Raw genomic sequence first — 17757 nt, forward strand, 5'->3', positions numbered from 1 at the left:
GGCCCATGACTAACCACCGTTATTTAAACCTATCTGCATTACGCAACTATCGAACCCTTCTGTTACTGGGCTTTGCCTCAGGTCTACCTCTTGCGCTCACGGCTGGCACGTTACAAGCATGGATGACTGTCGAAAATGTCGATATCCGAACTATCGGTTTTTTCACTTTGGTTGGTCAAGCCTATGTTTTTAAGTTTCTCTGGGCGCCCGCAATGGATCGGTATACCCCGTCCTTTTTAGGGCGCCGACGGGGATGGATGCTCACAACTCAACTTTTATTGATAGTCAGTATTGCCGCAATGGGGTTTCTTCAACCTTCTCAACATTTATGGTGGCTTGCTGCATTGGCTGTTGCTGTTGCATTCTTCTCCGCTTCCCAAGATACTATTTTTGATGCCTATAAAACCGACTTACTGTCACAAGAAGAACGCGGATCAGGTGCCGCCGTTTCCGTACTGGGTTATCGGTTGGCTATGCTGGTTTCTGGTGGGCTTGCCTTGCTGCTTGCCACCTATATCGGCTGGCAAAATATGTATTGGGTTATGGCAGGCCTGATGCTGATTGGTGTTTATGCCACGTTTACCGCCAAAGAACCAGAAATTAATACAGCACCGCCAAAAACATTACGTCAAGCGGTACTCGAACCATTGTCTGACTTTTTCGGCCGCAACAATGCCTGGCTTATTCTGCTACTGATTGTACTGTACAAACTGACAGATGCTTTTGCTCTCTCACTCAGCACCCCTTTCCTGATTCGGGGTGTTGGTTTCAATCCAGCCGAAGTCGGTATGATCAATAAAACCCTCGGACTCGCCGCAACCATTATCGGCGCATTGTACGGTGGTTATTTGATGCATAGGATGAGTCTGTTCCGTGCCCTGATGATATTTGGCATTCTTCAAACCATTTCAAACTTGGGTTATTGGATACTTGCTGTTACGCCTAAAGACATCTATGTCATGGGAGCTGCGATTTTTCTGGAAAATATCTGTGGTGGCATGGGAACAGCCGCTTTTGTTGCCCTTCTCATGACCTTGTGTAACAAATCATTTTCGGCAACACAGTTCGCGTTACTTTCTGCATTATCAGCAGTTGGCCGCGTTTATGTTGGCCCTGTAGCGGGATGGTTTGCCGAAGCCTATGGCTGGTCAACGTTCTACTTATTTTCTGTTGTTATCGGGTTACCGGGGCTTGTGTTGTTGTTCGCTTGTCGTAAGACACTGGCTTATTCTGAAAAAAATGATAGCTTTATTCCCCGAACACTATTCAAGAATACTTATAAATTTACTTTTATTATCATGGCATTAGCTGCTCTGATGTTTGTAACTTGGTTAATTATCAGCAGCATACTGTTTATCATCATTCATTTAGTATCTCTGATATACACTATATCGCCGGAATATATTCTATATCTGCATAAAATCAGTGAGTGGATATCCCCACTGTTATCCTGGAGCATAATCATAGGAATTTTAGGCCTTCTTTCAGGAGGAATATTGGATTATTTGGCATTAAAGAAAAGTAAGCTCACTTAATCTACTGAGCAGCTCTAAAAAAGAAAGCCGGAAGAGCACGGGGATCTTTCCGGCTTAATCTACACTAATGAATCAGTTTTTGTGTCGGAATGATTCAATCCATTGATAGTGAAATCCTCTTTGTTCTTCTGGAGTAACATCAACATCTTTATCTTCGAAATCAAATATATGAACTGTATCTTCAGATTTGGCTCGCTGACCTAATGTATTTTCATAGGCTACTTTACCTAAGCCCATATCTATCATCATGCCAGATGGGTATACATTTATTTTTGCACCCTTGCAAAGAAAAATTATATCTTTTAATTGGTTTCTTAAATCAACAAAACATGAAAAATAATCAGCATTATTTGATTCCGCCAACTGATTATTATTATGAAATATTCTTAAGCAACAATGCCTATCAGGAGAAGTGATCAAATGCAATTCAGCTTCTTCTGTTTTTCCGTTTACGATTATTTTGATTTTTCTTTTATCAATGTCCGTCATTTTCCATACCTCTTTGGATTTAAAATAGTATAGTCCCACATTTCCCCATCGGCATTGACTGGTCTTGCACCTAATATGTTTTCAGGTTTAAGCCAGTCAAACTGAGCGGGCGTCATCACCCAGCTGCGTTCCCCCTGTTTTGGCCAGACAAAATAGGCCCGGTGCAAACGGCGGGTGCACAACCAGACCCCATGGCGATCCCAGCGCAACACCTTGAGGCGGGAGCGGGCCTTGTTGCAAAAAACAAACGCCGCTTCTTCCTGCCAGCGCAGGTTTAACCGTTCAATAGCTGGGTCAGGGCATCAATTCCCCGGCGCATATCGACGGGTTTAGGCGATTTATGTGCTACTCCTGAAGTACCTATATTTAAGGCTTTAGATGTCTGGTGCTCATTCCTGACAGCGACGACACCCGCGCCATCAAGCAACAGTACCGATGCCAGCAAGACCAGCTCAGCGATATTAAACTGAGAATGCGGGAACTATTGGCGACTACAACAGCAACTAAGGGTAGGGACTGAGTCGCTCTTAAAAAAGAAGAAAGCCGGAAGATCACGAGGATCTCTTCCGGCTTTGTGTTTTATCCATACATTTTTTTTGTATCAGACACATATTCCCAAAAACGTTGGCATGCATCTTCTTCTTTTTCAAATGATTCTACCCAACTACGCGCCCCTCTTTCTGCATGATAGACTAGCCAGTATCCATCTTCATAAGTAAGGCAAATTCTATTATCAGGAGCTCCTCCCTCAAGTGAGTAGTAAGATGATGAGATTTTATTTTCTTTTAAACGTGTTCTCAGTTCTTCTTTATTCATTGATATGCCTAATTAATTTAAAATGGAATGGGTTTACCTGTCACTGAGATTTTTTCTAATGAACCATCAGCTATTAATTCATTAACTTTTTTAGGTAAATCGTACTGTATTCCTCGTCCCGGATAACCAAACCAAGGAGTGATCTCTCCTGCATCAACAGTTATAGGCTTTTTAACTACAAAAACCGCGCGGTAAATAAGGCCGCCAAAACCGAACGTTATTACACCGTGGGATACGTGCCGCAAAACGGCAGGCCGAACCCCAGACCCGCGATAAATTTAGCGGGAAGATGGCTTAAACAGGCTGGATTCGATATTGGCGGCACACTGACCGTTAAAATTATGGACGGCTGTCTGGTGCTCATTCCTGACAGCGACGACACTCGCACCATTAAGCAACAGTACCAGCGCCAGCAAGACCAGCTCAGTGAAATTAAGCTGCGAATGCGAGAACTGCTTGGCGACTACACAAGCCGCTAAGGGCAGGGAGTGAGCGGCTCTTAACAAAGAAAGCCGGAAGGATCTTCAAGATCTTCCGGCTTTAATCAATAAATAGCGTTTCAAAATAATAGGAGTATTCCTTACCCCGCGCGCCGTAAGGAACTCCAACATCTGATACTCTCAGTATTATGAAAACCTATTTAGATATCCACCAATCCTCTTTTCTATATTTTGAAAATCAAAAGATCCATTAAGCATATCTCTTTTTATGCCGTCTATTTGTTGTGGATTCCTAAATCCAGTTTGAGTGCCTCTTATTTCTGGAGGAGGACAACTTTTTATTAATCCCAGTGGATCTACATACTTAACCGGGTTATCAACATAGCCATACTGGTTAAATCCGCCTGCCAGCCCCAAGGGGTCCGGCGAAATATACTGCCCCGTCTCCGGCGAGTAATATCGAAACCGGTTATAGTATAACCCCCGATTCCGTATCTTCGCACTGCCCCATAAACCGGAAGTGATACTGGATCGCTGTTTAGTGCTCATTCCTGACAGCGACGACCAACGCACCATCAAGCAACAGTACCGGCGCCAGCAAGACCAGCTCAGTGACATTAAGCTACGGATGCGGGAACTGATTGGGGAATACAAAAGCTGCTAAGGGTAAGGACTGGGCAGCTCTAAAAATGAAGAAAGCCGGAAGATCACGGGGATCTTTCCGGCGTTATTTCATAGTTTATTCTTCCATATGAAAGGTTAAAACCACCGACTTTAGTCGGTCAGCTTTAGCTGCAATACTGTGTTGTACTGGAGGTGCAACATGGATTACAGATACGGCAGTCACACAGTATTCCAGATTGAATATCATTTTGTGTGGGTAACAAAATACAGGTACAAAGTGCTGACAGGTGAAGTGGCTATACGGGTACGGGAATTAGTCCGTCAGACATGTGAAACGTTTGAAATCAGGATATTAAAGGGCGTAGTAAGCAAAGACCATATTCACATACTGGTGAGTAGTCCTCCGACATTAGCGCCCTCAGAAATCATGAGGAGACTGAAGGGAAGGACAGCGAGTAAGTTGTTTGAAGAATTTTCGCATCTGAAAAAGCGATACTGGGGTCAACATTTTTGGGGTAGAGGCTATTTTTGTGCCACGGTGGGTCAATTAACGGATGAGATGATAAGGGCCTATCTGGAGCATCATTTTGAACCGAACCCGGATGATAATTTCAGAATGGACGATTGACGCGTCGTTTAGCCGACGCGTATCCGGACTTTCAGTCCGTTAATCACTAACCCACCGACTTTAGTCGGTGGTTGTTCAGTTATCTTGGGTTAAATTCAAAATATTCACCCATAAAAGCAACAACTTTAGATAGATTTAAGCCTAAAAACCCTAGAACCTCAAGGAACCATGATAGATGCTCACCTATTTCTGGAATATCTTTTTCTTTTATTGATAAAAAGCAGATAGCTAATCGCGCCATTACAAGCGGTTTATCTTTAAAATTTCTAATTCCATCATTGCTATCAATATAATTCCACCAAAATGATAGCACAGCTTCTCTCTCATCTTCGGTTTTACTATCTTTTAAGTATTCACGTGTAATTTGAATAGGATCATTCTCACAACCCTCAAAATTTATATTTAACATATCAGTTACTTTTAGTAAGAAATTCAAATATAACTGAACACATGACTTACTATCTTCAGGCCATTTAATTAAACCAATACTTACTGTCATTCAAATTTTACCCCAAAATATTTCAACACATAACTACAACTTGCACACGCGGGTTTAGGCGATTTATGTGCTACTCCTGAAGTACCTATATTTAAGGCTTTAGATGTAGCCGTTGTTCATATACCGGATCTTAAGAATTAAGCCTTTCAAAACACGCCTCCAATGTTTTGTTTTTACATGATTTTCTTTGCGGTGTTTTGAAAGCATTCCGGCATAAATATTCCCTCGCCTTTTCCAGTAAAAAACCGGTTTCCGACCACGCTCGTTGGATCAAATTTTCTATTATTGGCCGTAACCACATATCCGTATTTTTTGCTGCTTTTAGCAAAGAAGCGTCTGGAAATAGTCGTCTTGCCATTGTCCGCCTGACCAGCAACGCGAGCAAACTTGACCAGACAAGCCCAGTGACTAACGACGCTTTTCGGGTGGTAAATCCGTGCCAGTTTGTGTGTGATTTCAATTCCTTGAATAACAACTCGACCTGCCAGCGGCAACGATAAATGTCCATAATGTCATTCGCGGTAAATTCCTCTGGTGGTAAGTTTGTCAGCCAAATACAGAACCGCTTCTTTTCTGCAAACCAGCGACGGATGATCCGGAATTCATAGCCCTTTCTCCGACAGCACAGATCCAAGACTTCTGAACGGTTGGTTCTGCGGGTGACTTCTTTTAAGGTTTTTCCGGCCAGTTTCCGCAGCGGTTTCCCTTGTCCAGTGTGCGCGGTGATAATCTGAGAATTCAGCGATTGGCTTCCCCTGACAATAAATGCCGCGCCAAAATGGGAGAGTTGTTCAAAATAATCAAAAGCCGGATATCCTGCATCCGCAAGCAAGAGTTGCCCGCGTAATGTGGCCGGTGCAGGCAAATGAGCGCGTTCAGACGCGGTATCGGCCGTCACCGCCATTCCTGTTGGTGTCTGGCTCAATAACGACATCGTCATATGGCATTCAATGGCGGCAGAGGTTGTTTTGAATCGAGAGGGGAAAACTTCCGCGAGCGCAGGATGCACTTTAAATGAACTCCCATCTTGTAAAATAACATTTTGAAATTGAGCTAATTTTTTCGGTATCGCGACGTGTTTTTCAACCCACTGTGCCATGACAAACCTGACAATAATTTTCACAAATTCCTCAAAGGCCGGTTTACGTAATTGATTGTAAAAGGGTCGGTAACTGACTTGTTGCCGAATCTCAGGGCACAAGCCATTAAACTTCTGATGTAATTGGGCAATGGAGGTGATTTTATCTGTGCTGAGCGCCGTAATCAGGCTAAGCAGCAATGTGCGGGGTTCAATATTTCTAATGCGTTGAGTAAATCCGCAGCCAAACGCTATCTTTTGCAAAGAAACATCACTAAAAAATTGCATTAACTGGTGTTTTATAGCAATAATCGTCACAGGCTTCATCCGTGGTTTTGGTATTAGTTTGGCGACGATTATCAGATCATAAATGAAGCCTTTTTTCTATCTAAAATATACAGTTAATGCTTAAGATCCTGTATATGAGCCGTTGTTAGATCTTCAACTTTAACTCCAGCATTAAGCGCCTGATCAAGACAGGATATTTCAGCACATCCACCATGCCAAGGTGCTCGGTGGGTAGGTGGTGTTCCCATTAAGACACCTGTAACTTTTGAATTTTGGGGAACTGTTTCCCCACTAATACCAGTAAAGACTCGGTTTCCTATTCTTAGTTCAGCCGATGCACCAGACACTTTTCCTGCTGCCAGAGCACGATCGGCTGCTTCTTCTGCTGATCGCGGTGCTCTAGGGAAATGAGAAGACTCTCTGGCAGTCTTACTTGCTGCAATATTATCAAGAACATTCTGTTTGATATTGCCACAATTGTCGCCTGCTAATCCAAATGGATCAATAAAATTGGTAGGGTTGTGAACATATCCGTAAGGATTTAAGCCTCCCATCAACCCTATCGGGTCTTAGGAACGATTCCGGTGCGGTCATACTGTTTTAAGCGATTTTTTCTTTGACTATCAGCTTGTTAAAGAACCATTTTTACCTGTTCCGTCCATCCCCGCGAACCTAAAACGCCGATGTGCACTTTTGGCCTGTTTTGCGATGTTGCCCCGGTGCGCTTTTTGCCCTGCTACCGCCGCAAGCTGTGGTGCAGTATAGCGCCCCTTTTCCCTTGTGATTGACTGAACAGCCGGTTTTTGTGCGGTTTTTCATCGGCAACGGGCGAACGCGGCCCGGCTTGCTGGGCGGTGGGCGCTCGTTCTGCGGGTGCGGGTGGCATAGAGCCTGCAAGCGGCGCCCTGCGACGCTCTGATGCACGATAGCCTAAGAAGGTATCGGTTTTGCATGACCGCGCCGGGTTGCTAAGGGAAGCCCCCTGCGGGGGCTGCACGGGGCGGCGATGGCGAGCACGGTAACGAGCAAGGCGCCTGCGACTGCGAGCCGCGCGCAGTCAGTCGCAGCGGGGTCGGGGCGGGGGAGGTCAACGCGGAGGCCGCAGGCCGACTTGCCTACCGGGTTGTTGGCCTGAGCAAGGCAAGGCCGCTAAAGAAGAGGTGTTTTTGCTATCGTCTGGCTCGGTGCTCAGGGTCGGCGCGGTTTTTGGCAGGCATGGGTTCCGGCGGTTAGAGCAGAAGGCGTAGCCTTGTGCGCCACACCCTCCGATGCCGATCAGCGGGGGCGCCAGACATAATGTCAATTATACGCTGCGAGCCGCTCTACGATGCCGCTGGCTGGCGGCGGCGCTGCCCGGTGAGTGGCGTATAATCCCCCCACATTATGTTGAGTGGGCTTTGGGCGGCCTGCACTGACTGAATGGCAACGGGGACACTACCGCCCATGGCCCATTTACCCCCGCTGGCACCGTGCATGCCGGTACGGTCTGCCCCGCCACGCGACTCACGGGGACGGCCGGGCTGTCCGGTGTTCTGTGGCGTCGGTTCGGCATCCGGCTCACTGCTGGCACGGGCAGAGCGGCTCTCTGGCGTCCGCTCTGCCGGGTGGGTCTGCTTATGCACTTCTTTTAAGTGTCCGACGGCAACATGGGTATAAATTTGCGTCGATTCCAGACTGGCATGACCCAGTATCGCCTGAATGTGCCGTGTATCTGCCCCGTTTTCTAACATCTGGGTCGCCATGCCATGCCGGAACAGGTGACACGCGCCCGGTTTATCGATCCGCCCGGCACGATGCAACGCATTGCGCACTATCTGGGTCAGGGTGCCATCGGCCAGCGCATTACCTTGTTGTGACACAAACAGATAGCCGCGGTCTTTTTTCCCAGACCAGACGCGGGCGCACCTCATTCAGGTAACGTTGCAGCCAGTGGCGCGCCGACTCGCCGAAGGGAACAACCCGGTCTTTGCTCCCCTTGCCCTGCCGGACAAACAGCGCGCCGGCGGCAAAGTCAATGTCACTGACCTGTAACCGCTGGACTTCTGAGCGCCGCATGCCTGTACTCCATAACGTTTCCATCATGGCGCATTCCGCACCCTCAGCGGGTGATTGTCCTCAGTCAGGGCTAAAACCTGCCGGGTTTCCTGCTCATTCAGCACTGCCCCATGGCAGACGCCGCTCCTGCCGGGCAGCTCCAGCCCTTGCGCCGGGTTGTACAGCAGGTGTTGCCGCTTCGCCAGCCAACCGAACAGATTACGCAGGTGGGTCAGCTTTTTCGCTGATGGTGCTTCCCGTGAGCGGCTGAGCCCGTTTTTTCGGGGCAGACAGTCCCCGCTGCCAGCTTTCCAGCCGGGAAAGCTCACCTGCTGAGCTTTGCAGGGTTATTCCCCGTTCGTTTTCACACCAGCCGCAACTGCATCAGATTGCTTTCAGTTGGTTTCCCGAGTGCGTGCCGGGTTTGCCAGTGTGTAGCGCAGGGCGTCAAGGTGTTTCCAAGTAGTCCTCGGGGTTGTCGTGTGATGTTGTCGATGCCGAGAAGCTCCTTTCTGTGTGAGCAGGAATACGGTTACGATGGGGTAAATGAAGGTGCCGGGAACAGTGTTTTTTGAAGTTGTCCGACCGCTTTTCGATAAAGCCTTACTGTGCCTACCGTTGTGATAATTTTGCTATTCCGACCGACTGCCGACTGAACCCCGACCAGAGGGCGACTGCTTAGCTATTTAACCCGACCAGAGCACGTCATACCTGCCCTGTCAGGGTTCAATCAGGCCGCACAGGTGCGCGGTGTCGCTGTCGTCGCCGTCAAACAGCAGTTCATAGACGAACGTCAGGCCGCGACGGTGCAGCAACAGGTATTCCATTTCAACCAGTCGTGAGAGATGCACTTTGAGCTGGGTATCGCCCCACTGTACCGCTCCCGTAATCCTGGTTGCGGGTAAACCGCATTTCATGGTGGAGCTGGCCGCTGTTCCTGACCCACGCCTGGATCAGCAATAACAGCTTGCGCGTCTGCGGCGGCATTTCGTCCAGTGTCCGGCCTAAGATTTCATGCGCCAACTGATTGGCAAGCCGGATATCGTCTTGGGTCACTTCGATGTATTCTAGCTTCTTGCCGCGATGCTCAGCCGTTTTGATGTCCCGCTGGTGCTGGTGCAGCAGGGCAATGCTCTGAATGAGCGTCAGGTATTTCATATGGTCGCGGCGGGTACGGGTTTTGTCAGACATAAAGGTCAGTCGGGCGGCATAGGGGTTGACCACATTCAGCGGTTTCAGCAGCCGCTGGGCGTTCTGGTGAAGTTGTGTCAGATAGTCGCGCTCGTTCTCAGCCAGCAAGCCGGCGAGTGTCTGCTTCTGGCGCTGTACCGCATGGATAGCTTCGGTTTGTTCGCGGGATTCGTTGACCGTCAGCACCAGACAACGATTGAGCAGCTCTTCATCCACATCAATGGCGGTGGTGGTGAGCATCAGCATCACCGGACCTTTGACGGTGTAGCTTTTCGTCACCAGATTGCCCGTCGCTTCGTCTTTACCCGTGCTTGCCATCGTTAGTTCGCCGTCACTCTGCAACAGCTTGAGCGCATACGCTGCCTGCCGCACACCTTCTTCTTCCGCGATAGCTAAAATCTTGTGCTGGAGAGGGGTTTCACCGAGATAAAACAGGCTCTGGCCGGTCATGGCGCTGTACTGGATGCGTTCTTCTTCCCGGATCAAATTGAGCACCGCATCCATCAGGCTGCTCTTGCCGGCGGCGCTGCTGCTCTGGATCAGGACGGCTAAGGGTTTGGGCAACTTTCGGCTCACCGCCGCCAGATAAGCGGCCAACAGGTTGGTCGATTCACCCACCACGCCACAGGCGGCTAAATCAGTGGTAATACGGCTGACCAACGCCGGATCTTGCAACAACATCAAAGCGACTGCTGCTCACCGACACTCAAATTGGCGGCCTGCGCCGGCTGCCGCGCCGCCATCTGCTGCCATTGCTCCAGCACCAGTAACACCCGCCCCAGTGACCGCTTGATCAGCGTAGCCAGTGCCAGCTCCTGACTTGCCTGCCGCACGAAACCCCAACGCGCCCGGGCGCTCAGGATATCGAGACTATCGACGAACAGCGCGCCGCTTTTTTTGTCTAATAACTGCACATTGATTTTCATTACCGCCCCGATTTTCGGCGTCACCCCGCGCAACCGCCACTCCTGTCGTCCTGCCGGATAACGATATCGCCGTTGGCCTCCAGCGTTGTCACCACGCCCGGCTCCGGCACTAATGGGGCTGGCGCAGTCTGACGCAGCGGATCTGGCGTCTGGCGCCCGGGCCGTCTTTCTGCCGCATCGTGCCATTGTGCGGACGCCAACACCTGACCGAAGGCCGTTTCCGGGTTCGCCACCTCGCAGCTAAAACGATTGGCATCGCGGCCTTCGGGGAACACCACGCCAGACATTATGCCCGGCCAGTTGCAGCTCTGACGCCAGCCGCACCGCCGCGTCATTGCCCGCGTTATCATTGTCATAGGCAATGTAGACCTGTTGCACCCATGTTGCTCGGAGGGCTTCCCGATGGGCGTCGGTAAAGCCGTGAACGCCATAGGAACAGGTGACATTGCGGAAGCCCGCACACCAGAAGGACATGGCATCGATCAGCGATTCACACAAGATAACGGACGCCGAACCGATCAGCCCCGCTTCATTCCAGACGCCGCCATGCTCACCCGGTAAATACAGATGCAGCGGTGTGCCTGCCCGCAAGCGATCGGAGATTTTACGCCCGTACATCTCCAGCACCTGCCCCTCCAGACCGATCACCGGCACAACCAGCGAGCCGCTGAAGTGTTCGTGCCCGCTGTCCCGCAATAGGCCAATGGTCTGCAACTGCGCGCGGATCTCCGCTCCGGCCTTGGTTTTTTTATCCGGCAAGCGATAACCCAGAGTGCGGTTGGCAAAGCCCAGTTTAAACTGGCTGACCAGCTCAGGATGATCAAGGCGGCGTTTTTTCAGGTAGGCCAGCGCTTCCGGCGCATTCAGCAGTGTCTGGTGATAAAAGGTGATCACCCGCTGCAACAGCGCCTGCCGCCCGTTCCCCTCCGCCACCGACGGCACCGCTGCCAGCGGCTCCACCGCCGGATTGTGTCCCAGCACGGCCTTTAAGCGTTCGGCGGCATGGCGCAGGCTTAAATTCTCCGTTTTCATCACCCAGTCGAGCACCGACCCGCCCGCATCGCAGCCAAAGCAGTGATAGAGATTTTTCGACGGGGTAATGACCATCGAGGGCGTTTTCTCTTCATGGAACGGGCACAGCACGGTCATGTCTTTGCCGCGCTTAAACAACTGCCGTCCCTGCTGCTCAATAACGGCAACTAAGGAGACAGCGGATTTCAGGTGCTGTAATTCTGCGTCGGGAATGCGAGCCATTTCATAGTCCTTTAAAAACCTGTCAATAGACATTGAAGTGGCATTATTAAAGTACTATTATGTATACATCGTCAAGGGTTTTTTAGAGGCAGGGTTACCATGACCGTATCATTTCAAAATTGGTTAAGTGAGAACGGTATGGTACAGTCTCATCTTGCCTCCGTGAAGCAAAAAGGTTACGCAAGATGACTCAGGCACGACTGGCGGCATTTATTTTGGCAGTAAAACGCTATGAAGGCGGGATTTCAGTACCATAGCTTGATACGGTGGTATAAGATTGCTCAGATACTCCAGATGAGAGTTGATGCTCTGGTTATTTGAAGTCATGACCCAAAGCCTAGATAGCGATTTAACCCTAAGTTTCAGGCTTTGAGCAACATTCAGCTAGAACAGCTGCTGGTGTTTAATGGAGAGCTTGGTAACAAGGAGCAAAAATGGAAAAACTGGCAAGTAGGACAATGAGATAATTTCGCGGCGATTGTGCTGGTAACACACCAACGCCGCTCACCACAACCAACTAATTAGGAGTTGAATGATGGCTAAGGCGCATTCTAAGCAAAACCGTGCAGTAAATAAAGCGACAAAAACAGAACGTTATTACACCGTGGGATACGTGCCGCAAAATAACAAGGCCACCGCTCCGCCTGCGATACACCTGAAAGGCCAGTGGCTTAAGGCGGCTGGGTTTGATAAAGGTTGTACCCTCACCGTCAAGATTATGGACGGCTGTTTGGTGCTTATTCCTGACAGTGACGACACCCGCACCATCAAGCAACAGTACCAGCGCCAGCAAGACCAGCTCAGTGAGATTAAGCTCAGAATGCGGGAACTGCTTGGCGACTACAACAGCAACTAAGGGCAGGGAGTGAGCTGCTCTTAAAAAGATTTGTTTCTGGTTTTTATTTTTCTTTATTTTTCGAAAGATTTTTTGTTTTTTTAACATTAAAATTAATTTCTTGTTTTTGTTTATTTTAATCAATATTCTCTTTTTTATATCATTTTAAGCGCACTCATTGCTATGTCCTCTTTTTTTTGTTTTTTTTTTTTTTTTTTTTATTTTCTAAGGGTCAATTCATCTCGGAGGTCAGTACATACCCGCCGGGCTTCACCCCAGCCCGCAGCAGGGGTCTGAAGGCTTCCGAAGTGGTCAGACGGTTTTGACCCGATTTATTCTTTGCCTATCATCTTTGAATCATTTTTATTCCGACCCCGCGGCTACGCCGGTGTACATTTGGCCTATTTTGGGATGTTTGGCGCGTTTGCCCTGCTACCGCCGCAAGCTGTGGTGCAGTATAGCGCCCTGTTTCTTGTGATTGACTGAACAGCCGGTTTTTGTGCGGTTTTTCACTTTCGGCAACGGGCGAACGCGGCCCGGCTTGTTGGGCGGTGGGCGGACGTTCTGCGGGTGCGGGTGGCAAAGAGCCTGCCAGCGGCGCATTGCGACGCTCTGAGGCACGAAAGCCTAAGAATGTGATCGGTTTTGTTGAGCGCACTTTACTAAGGGAAGCCCCCTGCGGGGGCTGCACGGGGCGAAGATGGCGAGCACGGTAACGAGCAAGGAGCATAGCGACTGCGAGCCGCGCGCAGTCAGTCGCAGCGGGGTCGGGGCGGGGGAGGTCAACGCGGAGGCCGCAGGCCGACTTGCCTACCGGGTTGTTGGCCTGAGCAAGGCAAGGCAGCTAAAGAAGAGGTGTTTTTGCCTATCGTCTGGCTCGGTGCTCAGGGTCGGCGCGGTGTTTGGCAGGCATGGGTTCCGGCGGTTAGAGCAGAAGGCGTAGCCTTGTGCGGCTACACCTCTGCGATGCTGATAAGCGGGGGCGCCAGACATAATGCAATTATACGTTGCGAGCCGCTTTACGAGCCGCTGGCTGGCGGCGGCGCTGCCCGGTGAGTGGCGTATAATCTCCCTACATTATGTTGAGTGGGCTTTGGGCGGCCTGCACTGACTGATGGGGAACTGGGGACAATACTGCCCATGGCCCATGTACCCCCGCGGGCACCGGGGCTTACGGGCAGTCCGGCCACGGTCTGCCCCGCGCCGAACCCAGCGACTAACGGGGACGGCCGGGCTGTCCGGTGTTCTGTGGCGTCGGTTCGGCATCCGGCTCACTGCTGGCACGGGCTGAGCGGCTCTCTGGCGTCCGCTCTGCCGGGTGGGTCTGCTTATGCACTTCTTTTAAGTGTCCGACGGCAACATGGGTATAAATTTGCGTCGATTCCAGACTGGCATGACCCAGTATCGCCTGAATGTGCCGTGTATCTGCCCCATTTTCTAACATCTGGGTCGCCATGCCATGCCGGAACAGGTGACACGCGCCCGGTTTATCCGATCCCGGCACGATGCAACGCATTGCGCACTATCTGGGTCAGGGTGCCATCGGCCAGCGGAATTACGTTGTTGTGACACGAACAGATAGCCCGGATCTTTTTCCCAGACCAGACGCGGGCGCACCTCATTCAGGTAACGTTGCAGCCAGTGGCGCGCCGACTCGCCGAAGGGAACAACCCGGTCTTTGCGCCCCTTGCCCTGCCGGACAAACAGCGCGCCGGCGGCAAAGTCAATGTCACTGACCTGTAACCGCTGGTTTTTGGCGCCGCAGGCCTGTACTCCATAACGTTTCCATCATGGCGCGATCGCGCAACCCCAGCTGACTCTCATCAGTCAGGGCTAAAACCTGCCGGGTTTCCTGCTCATTCAGCATGCCCCATGGCAGACGCCGCTCCTGCCGGGCAGCTCCAGCCCTTGCGCCGGGTTGTACAGCAGTTTGGTGTTGCCCGCTTCGCCAGCTCAACCGACAGTACGCAGGTGGGTCAGTTTTTTCGCTGATGGTGCTGCCCGTGAGCGGCTGACCCCGGTTTTTCGGGCAGACAGTCCCCGCTGCCAGCTTTCCAGCGGAAATCACCTGTGACCTGTGCAGGGTTATTCCCCGTTCGTTCTCACACCAGCGGGCGAACTGCATCAGATCGCTTCTATCAGTGCTGCCGGGTTGTGCCGTGTGTAGCGCAGGGCGTCAAGGTGTTTCCAGTGTCCTCAGGTTGTTGTCTGATGTTGTCGATGCCATGAGAAGCTCCTTTCTGTGTGAGCAGGAATACGGTTACGATGGGGGTTAAATGAAGGTGCCGGGAACAGTGTTTTTTGAAGTTGTCCGACCGCTTTTCGATAAAGCCTTACTGTGCCTACCGTTGTGATAATTTTGCTATTCCGACCGACTGCCGACTGAACCCCGACCAGAGGGCGACTGCTTAGTTTTTAACCCGACCTGAGCACGTCATACTGTTGGGTTCAATCAGGCCGCACAGGTGCGCGGTGTCGCTGTCGTCGCCGTCAAACAGCAGTTCATATGGCGAAGATGCACGTCGCCCACGGTGCAGCAACAGGTATTCCATTTCAACCAGTCGTGAGAGATGCACTTTGAGCTGGGTATCGCCCCACTGTACCGCATCCCGTAACTGCTTGCGGGTAAACCGCATTTCATGGTCTTGGAGCTGGCCGCTGTTCCTGACCCACGCCTGGATCAGCAATAACAGCTTGCGCGTCTGCGGCGGCATTTCGTCCAGTGTCCGGCCTAAGATTTCATGCGCCAACTGATTGGCAAGCCGGATATCGTCTTGGGTCACTTCGATGTATTCTAGCTTCTTGCCGCGATGCTCAGCCGTTTTGATGTCCCGCTGGTGCTGGTGCAGCAGGGCAATACTCTGAATGAGCGTCAGGTATTTCATATGGTCGCGGCGGGTACGGGTTTTGTCAGACATAAAGGTGAGTCGGCTGGCATAGGGGTTGACCACATTCAGCGGTTTCAGCAGCCGCTGGGCGTTCTGGTGAAGTTGTGTCAGATAGTCGCGCTCGTTCTCAGCCAGCAAGCCGGCGAGTGTCTGCTTCTGGCGCTGTACCGCATGGATAGCTTCGGTTTGTTCGCGGGATTCGTTGACCGTCAGCACCAGACAACGATTGAGCAGCTCTTCATCCACATCAATGGCGGTGGTGGTGAGCATCAGCATCACCGGACCTTTGACGGTGTAGCTTTTCGTCACCAGATTGCCCGTCGCTTCGTCTTTACCCGTGCTTGCCATCGTTAGTTCGCCGTCACTCTGCAACAGCTTGAGCGCATACGCTGCCTGCCGCACACCTTCTTCTTCCGCGATAGCTAAAATCTTGTGCTGGAGAGGGGTTTCACCGAGATAAAACAGGCTCTGGCCGGTCATGGCGCTGTACTGGATGCGTTCTTCTTCCGGGATCAAATTGAGCACCGCATCCATCAGGCTGCTCTTGCCGGCGGCGCTGCTGCTCTGGATCAGGACGGCTAAGGGTTTGGGCAACTTTCGGCTCACCGCCGCCAGATAAGCGGCCAACAGGTTGGTCGATTCACCCACCACGCCACAGGCGGCTAAATCAGTGGTAATACGGCTGACCAACGCGGATCTTGCAACAACATCAAAGCAGACTGCTGCTCACCGACACTCAACGAGTTGGCGGCCTGCGCCGTCTCTGCCTGCCATCCACGAACGTTGCTCCAGCACCAGTAACACCCGCCCCAGTGCCCGCTTGATCAGCGTATCCGGCAGTGCCAGCTCCTGACTTGCCTGCCGCACGAACCCCGAACGCGCCCGGGCGCTCAGGATATCGAGACTATCGACGAACAGCGCGCCGCTTTTTTTGTCTAATAACTGCACATTGATTTTCATTACCGCCCCGATTTTCGGCGGCACCCCGCGCAACCGCCACTCCTGTGTCCTGCCGGATAACGATATCGCCGTTGGCCTCCAGCGTTGTCACCACGCCCGGCTCCGGCACTAATGCGGCGCTGGCGCAGTCTACCCGCGGATTGGCGTCTGCCCGCTGGGTCTTCGTTTCTGCCGAGCATTGTGCTGGCACGGACCAACACCTGACCGAAGGCCGTTTCCGGGTTAGCCACCTCGCAGCTAAAACGATTGGCATCGCGGCCTTTGGGGAACACCACCTGCCAGACATCCATGCCCGGCCAGTTGCAGCTCTGACGCCAGCCGCACCGCCGCGTCATTGCCCGCGTTATCATTGTCATAGGCAATGTAGACCTGTTGCACCTCATGTTGCCGGAGGGCTTCCCGATGGGCGTCGGTAAAGCCGTGAACGCCATAGGAACAGGTGACATTGCGGAAGCCCGCACACCAGAAGGACATGGCATCGATCAGCGATTCACACAAGATAACGGACGCCGAACCGATCAGCCCCGCTTCATTCCAGACGCCGCCATGCTCACCCGGTAAATACAGATGCAGCGGTGTGCCTGCCCGCAAGCGATCGGAGATTTTACGCCCGTACATCTCCAGCACCTGCCCCTCCAGACCGATCACCGGCACAACCAGCGAGCCGCTGAAGTGTTCGTGCCCGCTGTCCCGCAATAGGCCAATGGTCTGCAACTGCGCGCGGATCTCCGCTCCGGCCTTGGTTTTTTTATCCGGCAAGCGATAACCCAGAGTGCGGTTGGCAAAGCCCAGTTTAAACTGGCTGACCAGCTCAGGATGATCAAGGCGGCGTTTTTTCAGGTAGGCCAGCGCTTCCGGCGCATTCAGCAGTGTCTGGTGATAAAAGGTGATCACCCGCTGCAACAGCGCCTGCCGCCCGTTCCCCTCCGGCCACCGACGGCACCGCTGCCAGCGGCTCCACCGCCGGATTGTGTCCCAGCACGGCCTTTAAGCGTTCGGCGGCATGGCGCAGGCTTAAATTCTCCGTTTTCATCACCCAGTCGAGCACCGACCCGCCCGCATCGCAGCCAAAGCAGTGATAGAGATTTTTCGACGGGGTAATGACCATCGAGGGCGTTTTCTCTTCATGGAACGGGCACAGCACGGTCATGTCTTTGCCGCGCTTAAACAACTGCCGTCCCTGCTGCTCAATAACGGCAACTAAGGAGACAGCGGATTTCAGGTGCTGTAATTCTGCGTCGGGAATGCGAGCCATTTCATAGTCCTTTAAAA

At 51.6% G+C, this 17757-nt stretch carries 19 protein-coding genes and 5 pseudogenes; 7 read left to right on the forward strand and 17 right to left on the reverse strand.

Annotated elements, in window-relative coordinates; all coding sequences use genetic code 11:
• The first annotated feature begins 5 nt into the window (after positions 1-5).
• Complete coding sequence (gene ampG, locus ACSJJG_RS16020; RefSeq protein ID WP_481089880.1) at positions 6-1535, forward strand: muropeptide MFS transporter AmpG; 1530 nt, start codon at positions 6-8, stop codon at positions 1533-1535.
• Between the two features lie 72 nt (positions 1536-1607).
• Here ampG and ACSJJG_RS16025 read toward each other — a convergent pair whose 3' ends face one another.
• From ACSJJG_RS16025 to ACSJJG_RS16040, 4 genes and pseudogenes are all read right to left on the reverse strand, one after another.
• Positions 1608-2024 carry a hypothetical protein gene (locus ACSJJG_RS16025; protein WP_189759811.1) on the reverse strand — a complete coding sequence of 139 codons (417 nt, stop codon included), beginning with the start codon at positions 2022-2024 and terminating at the stop codon, positions 1608-1610.
• Positions 2021-2343, reverse strand: a pseudogene (tnpB, locus tag ACSJJG_RS16030) (IS66 family insertion sequence element accessory protein TnpB). Before tnpB ends, ACSJJG_RS16025 begins: the two are co-directional and overlap by 4 nt.
• A 260-nt stretch (positions 2344-2603) precedes the next feature.
• Positions 2604-2840 carry a hypothetical protein gene (locus ACSJJG_RS16035; RefSeq protein WP_189759812.1) on the reverse strand — a complete coding sequence of 79 codons (237 nt, stop codon included), beginning with the start codon at positions 2838-2840 and terminating at the stop codon, positions 2604-2606.
• A 17-nt stretch (positions 2841-2857) separates the two neighbouring features.
• Complete coding sequence (locus ACSJJG_RS16040) at positions 2858-3085, reverse strand: TNT domain-containing protein (RefSeq protein WP_189759813.1); 228 nt, start codon at positions 3083-3085, stop codon at positions 2858-2860.
• Here ACSJJG_RS16040 and ACSJJG_RS16045 point away from each other — a divergent pair.
• Entirely contained in the window at positions 3077-3319 is a 243-nt protein-coding gene (locus tag ACSJJG_RS16045; protein ID WP_282885594.1) for a SymE family type I addiction module toxin, read from the forward strand. The two genes, ACSJJG_RS16040 and ACSJJG_RS16045, sit on opposite strands and share 9 nt — an antisense overlap.
• 264 nt (positions 3320-3583) lie before the next feature.
• Here the strand turns inward: ACSJJG_RS16045 and ACSJJG_RS16050 are convergent.
• Positions 3584-3797: pseudogene (locus ACSJJG_RS16050) on the reverse strand (RHS repeat-associated core domain-containing protein); the annotation flags it as partial.
• A gap of 24 nt (positions 3798-3821) precedes the next feature.
• Between ACSJJG_RS16050 and ACSJJG_RS16055 the strand changes: the two are divergent.
• Positions 3822-3944: a hypothetical protein gene (locus tag ACSJJG_RS16055; RefSeq protein ID WP_262985604.1), complete on the forward strand. Its 123-nt coding sequence runs from the start codon at positions 3822-3824 to the stop codon at positions 3942-3944.
• A gap of 159 nt (positions 3945-4103) precedes the next feature.
• The gene (tnpA, locus tag ACSJJG_RS16060) at positions 4104-4532 is read left to right on the forward strand and encodes an IS200/IS605 family transposase (protein WP_189761458.1); all 429 of its coding nucleotides are present in this window, start codon (positions 4104-4106) and stop codon (positions 4530-4532) included.
• 79 nt (positions 4533-4611) lie between these two features.
• Here the strand turns inward: tnpA and ACSJJG_RS16065 are convergent, their stop codons facing one another.
• The 6 genes and pseudogenes from ACSJJG_RS16065 to ACSJJG_RS16090 form a co-directional block, all read right to left on the reverse strand.
• Positions 4612-5031 carry a hypothetical protein gene (locus ACSJJG_RS16065; protein WP_189761459.1) on the reverse strand — a complete coding sequence of 140 codons (420 nt, stop codon included), beginning with the start codon at positions 5029-5031 and terminating at the stop codon, positions 4612-4614.
• A 130-nt stretch (positions 5032-5161) separates the two neighbouring features.
• Positions 5162-6427: an IS4 family transposase gene (locus ACSJJG_RS16070; protein ID WP_282885521.1), complete on the reverse strand. Its 1266-nt coding sequence runs from the start codon at positions 6425-6427 to the stop codon at positions 5162-5164.
• 455 nt (positions 6428-6882) lie between these two features.
• Positions 6883-6966: pseudogene (locus tag ACSJJG_RS16075) on the reverse strand (RHS repeat-associated core domain-containing protein); the annotation flags it as partial.
• A gap of 518 nt (positions 6967-7484) precedes the next feature.
• Positions 7485-7700, reverse strand: coding sequence for a hypothetical protein (locus ACSJJG_RS16080; protein WP_481089881.1), 216 nt, complete (start codon positions 7698-7700; stop codon positions 7485-7487).
• Positions 7701-7719: 19 nt separating this feature from the next.
• Positions 7720-8307 carry a tyrosine-type recombinase/integrase gene (locus ACSJJG_RS16085; protein ID WP_481089882.1) on the reverse strand — a complete coding sequence of 196 codons (588 nt, stop codon included), beginning with the start codon at positions 8305-8307 and terminating at the stop codon, positions 7720-7722.
• Positions 8240-8479 carry a tyrosine-type recombinase/integrase gene (locus ACSJJG_RS16090; protein WP_481089883.1) on the reverse strand — a complete coding sequence of 80 codons (240 nt, stop codon included), beginning with the start codon at positions 8477-8479 and terminating at the stop codon, positions 8240-8242. Before ACSJJG_RS16090 ends, ACSJJG_RS16085 begins: the two co-directional genes overlap by 68 nt.
• Here ACSJJG_RS16090 and ACSJJG_RS16095 point away from each other — a divergent pair.
• A complete protein-coding gene (locus ACSJJG_RS16095; RefSeq protein ID WP_481090489.1) occupies positions 8412-8702 on the forward strand; it encodes a hypothetical protein in 291 nt (96 codons plus the stop codon). The two genes, ACSJJG_RS16090 and ACSJJG_RS16095, sit on opposite strands and share 68 nt — an antisense overlap.
• A gap of 448 nt (positions 8703-9150) precedes the next feature.
• Here ACSJJG_RS16095 and ACSJJG_RS16100 read toward each other — a convergent pair.
• A pseudogene (locus tag ACSJJG_RS16100) lies at positions 9151-11802 on the reverse strand (CHC2 zinc finger domain-containing protein).
• A gap of 535 nt (positions 11803-12337) precedes the next feature.
• Between ACSJJG_RS16100 and ACSJJG_RS16105 the strand changes: the two are divergent.
• Positions 12338-12658 carry a SymE family type I addiction module toxin gene (locus ACSJJG_RS16105; protein WP_481090457.1) on the forward strand — a complete coding sequence of 107 codons (321 nt, stop codon included), beginning with the start codon at positions 12338-12340 and terminating at the stop codon, positions 12656-12658.
• A 325-nt stretch (positions 12659-12983) separates the two neighbouring features.
• On the opposite strand, the gene ACSJJG_RS16110 is transcribed toward ACSJJG_RS16105, so the two are convergent.
• Positions 12984-13367 (reverse strand): hypothetical protein, encoded by a 384-nt coding sequence (locus tag ACSJJG_RS16110; protein ID WP_481089884.1) that lies wholly within the window; start codon positions 13365-13367, stop codon positions 12984-12986.
• 131 nt (positions 13368-13498) lie between these two features.
• Between ACSJJG_RS16110 and ACSJJG_RS16115 the strand changes: the two genes are divergently transcribed.
• Positions 13499-13693, forward strand: a complete 195-nt coding sequence (locus ACSJJG_RS16115) for a hypothetical protein (protein ID WP_481089885.1) — start codon at positions 13499-13501, stop codon at positions 13691-13693.
• A gap of 160 nt (positions 13694-13853) precedes the next feature.
• Here ACSJJG_RS16115 and ACSJJG_RS16120 read toward each other — a convergent pair whose 3' ends face one another.
• From ACSJJG_RS16120 to ACSJJG_RS16135, 4 genes and pseudogenes are all read right to left on the reverse strand, one after another.
• Positions 13854-14153 (reverse strand): tyrosine-type recombinase/integrase, encoded by a 300-nt coding sequence (locus ACSJJG_RS16120; RefSeq protein ID WP_481089886.1) that lies wholly within the window; start codon positions 14151-14153, stop codon positions 13854-13856.
• On the reverse strand, positions 14075-14365 hold the full coding sequence (locus ACSJJG_RS16125; protein WP_481090458.1) for a tyrosine-type recombinase/integrase: 291 nt from the start codon (positions 14363-14365) through the stop codon (positions 14075-14077). Before ACSJJG_RS16125 ends, ACSJJG_RS16120 begins: the two co-directional genes overlap by 79 nt.
• Before the next feature lies 1 nt (position 14366).
• Positions 14367-14762, reverse strand: a complete 396-nt coding sequence (locus ACSJJG_RS16130; protein WP_481089887.1) for a hypothetical protein — start codon at positions 14760-14762, stop codon at positions 14367-14369.
• Positions 14763-14999: 237 nt separating this feature from the next.
• A pseudogene (locus ACSJJG_RS16135) lies at positions 15000-17740 on the reverse strand (CHC2 zinc finger domain-containing protein).
• Positions 17741-17757: the final 17 nt, after the last annotated feature.

This window comes from Xenorhabdus sp. SGI 60 (assembly GCF_056632175.1).

Bases quoted from the DNA above. Each gene is read 5' to 3' on its own strand.
- ampG (WP_481089880.1), top strand. From the start codon at position 6: ATGACTAACCACCGTTATTTAAACCTATCTGCATTACGCAACTATCGA.
- ACSJJG_RS16025 (WP_189759811.1), bottom strand. From the start codon at position 2,024: ATGACGGACATTGATAAAAGAAAAATCAAAATAATCGTAAACGGAAAA.
- ACSJJG_RS16035 (WP_189759812.1), bottom strand. From the start codon at position 2,840: ATGAATAAAGAAGAACTGAGAACACGTTTAAAAGAAAATAAAATCTCA.
- tnpA (WP_189761458.1), top strand. From the start codon at position 4,104: ATGGATTACAGATACGGCAGTCACACAGTATTCCAGATTGAATATCAT.
- ACSJJG_RS16065 (WP_189761459.1), bottom strand. From the start codon at position 5,031: ATGACAGTAAGTATTGGTTTAATTAAATGGCCTGAAGATAGTAAGTCA.
- ACSJJG_RS16085 (WP_481089882.1), bottom strand. From the start codon at position 8,307: ATGAGGTGCGCCCGCGTCTGGTCTGGGAAAAAAGACCGCGGCTATCTG.
- ACSJJG_RS16095 (WP_481090489.1), top strand. From the start codon at position 8,412: ATGTCACTGACCTGTAACCGCTGGACTTCTGAGCGCCGCATGCCTGTA.
- ACSJJG_RS16090 (WP_481089883.1), bottom strand. From the start codon at position 8,479: ATGATGGAAACGTTATGGAGTACAGGCATGCGGCGCTCAGAAGTCCAG.
- ACSJJG_RS16105 (WP_481090457.1), top strand. From the start codon at position 12,338: ATGGCTAAGGCGCATTCTAAGCAAAACCGTGCAGTAAATAAAGCGACA.
- ACSJJG_RS16110 (WP_481089884.1), bottom strand. From the start codon at position 13,367: ATGCTCCTTGCTCGTTACCGTGCTCGCCATCTTCGCCCCGTGCAGCCC.
- ACSJJG_RS16120 (WP_481089886.1), bottom strand. From the start codon at position 14,153: ATGCGTTGCATCGTGCCGGGATCGGATAAACCGGGCGCGTGTCACCTG.
- ACSJJG_RS16130 (WP_481089887.1), bottom strand. From the start codon at position 14,762: ATGCAGTTCGCCCGCTGGTGTGAGAACGAACGGGGAATAACCCTGCAC.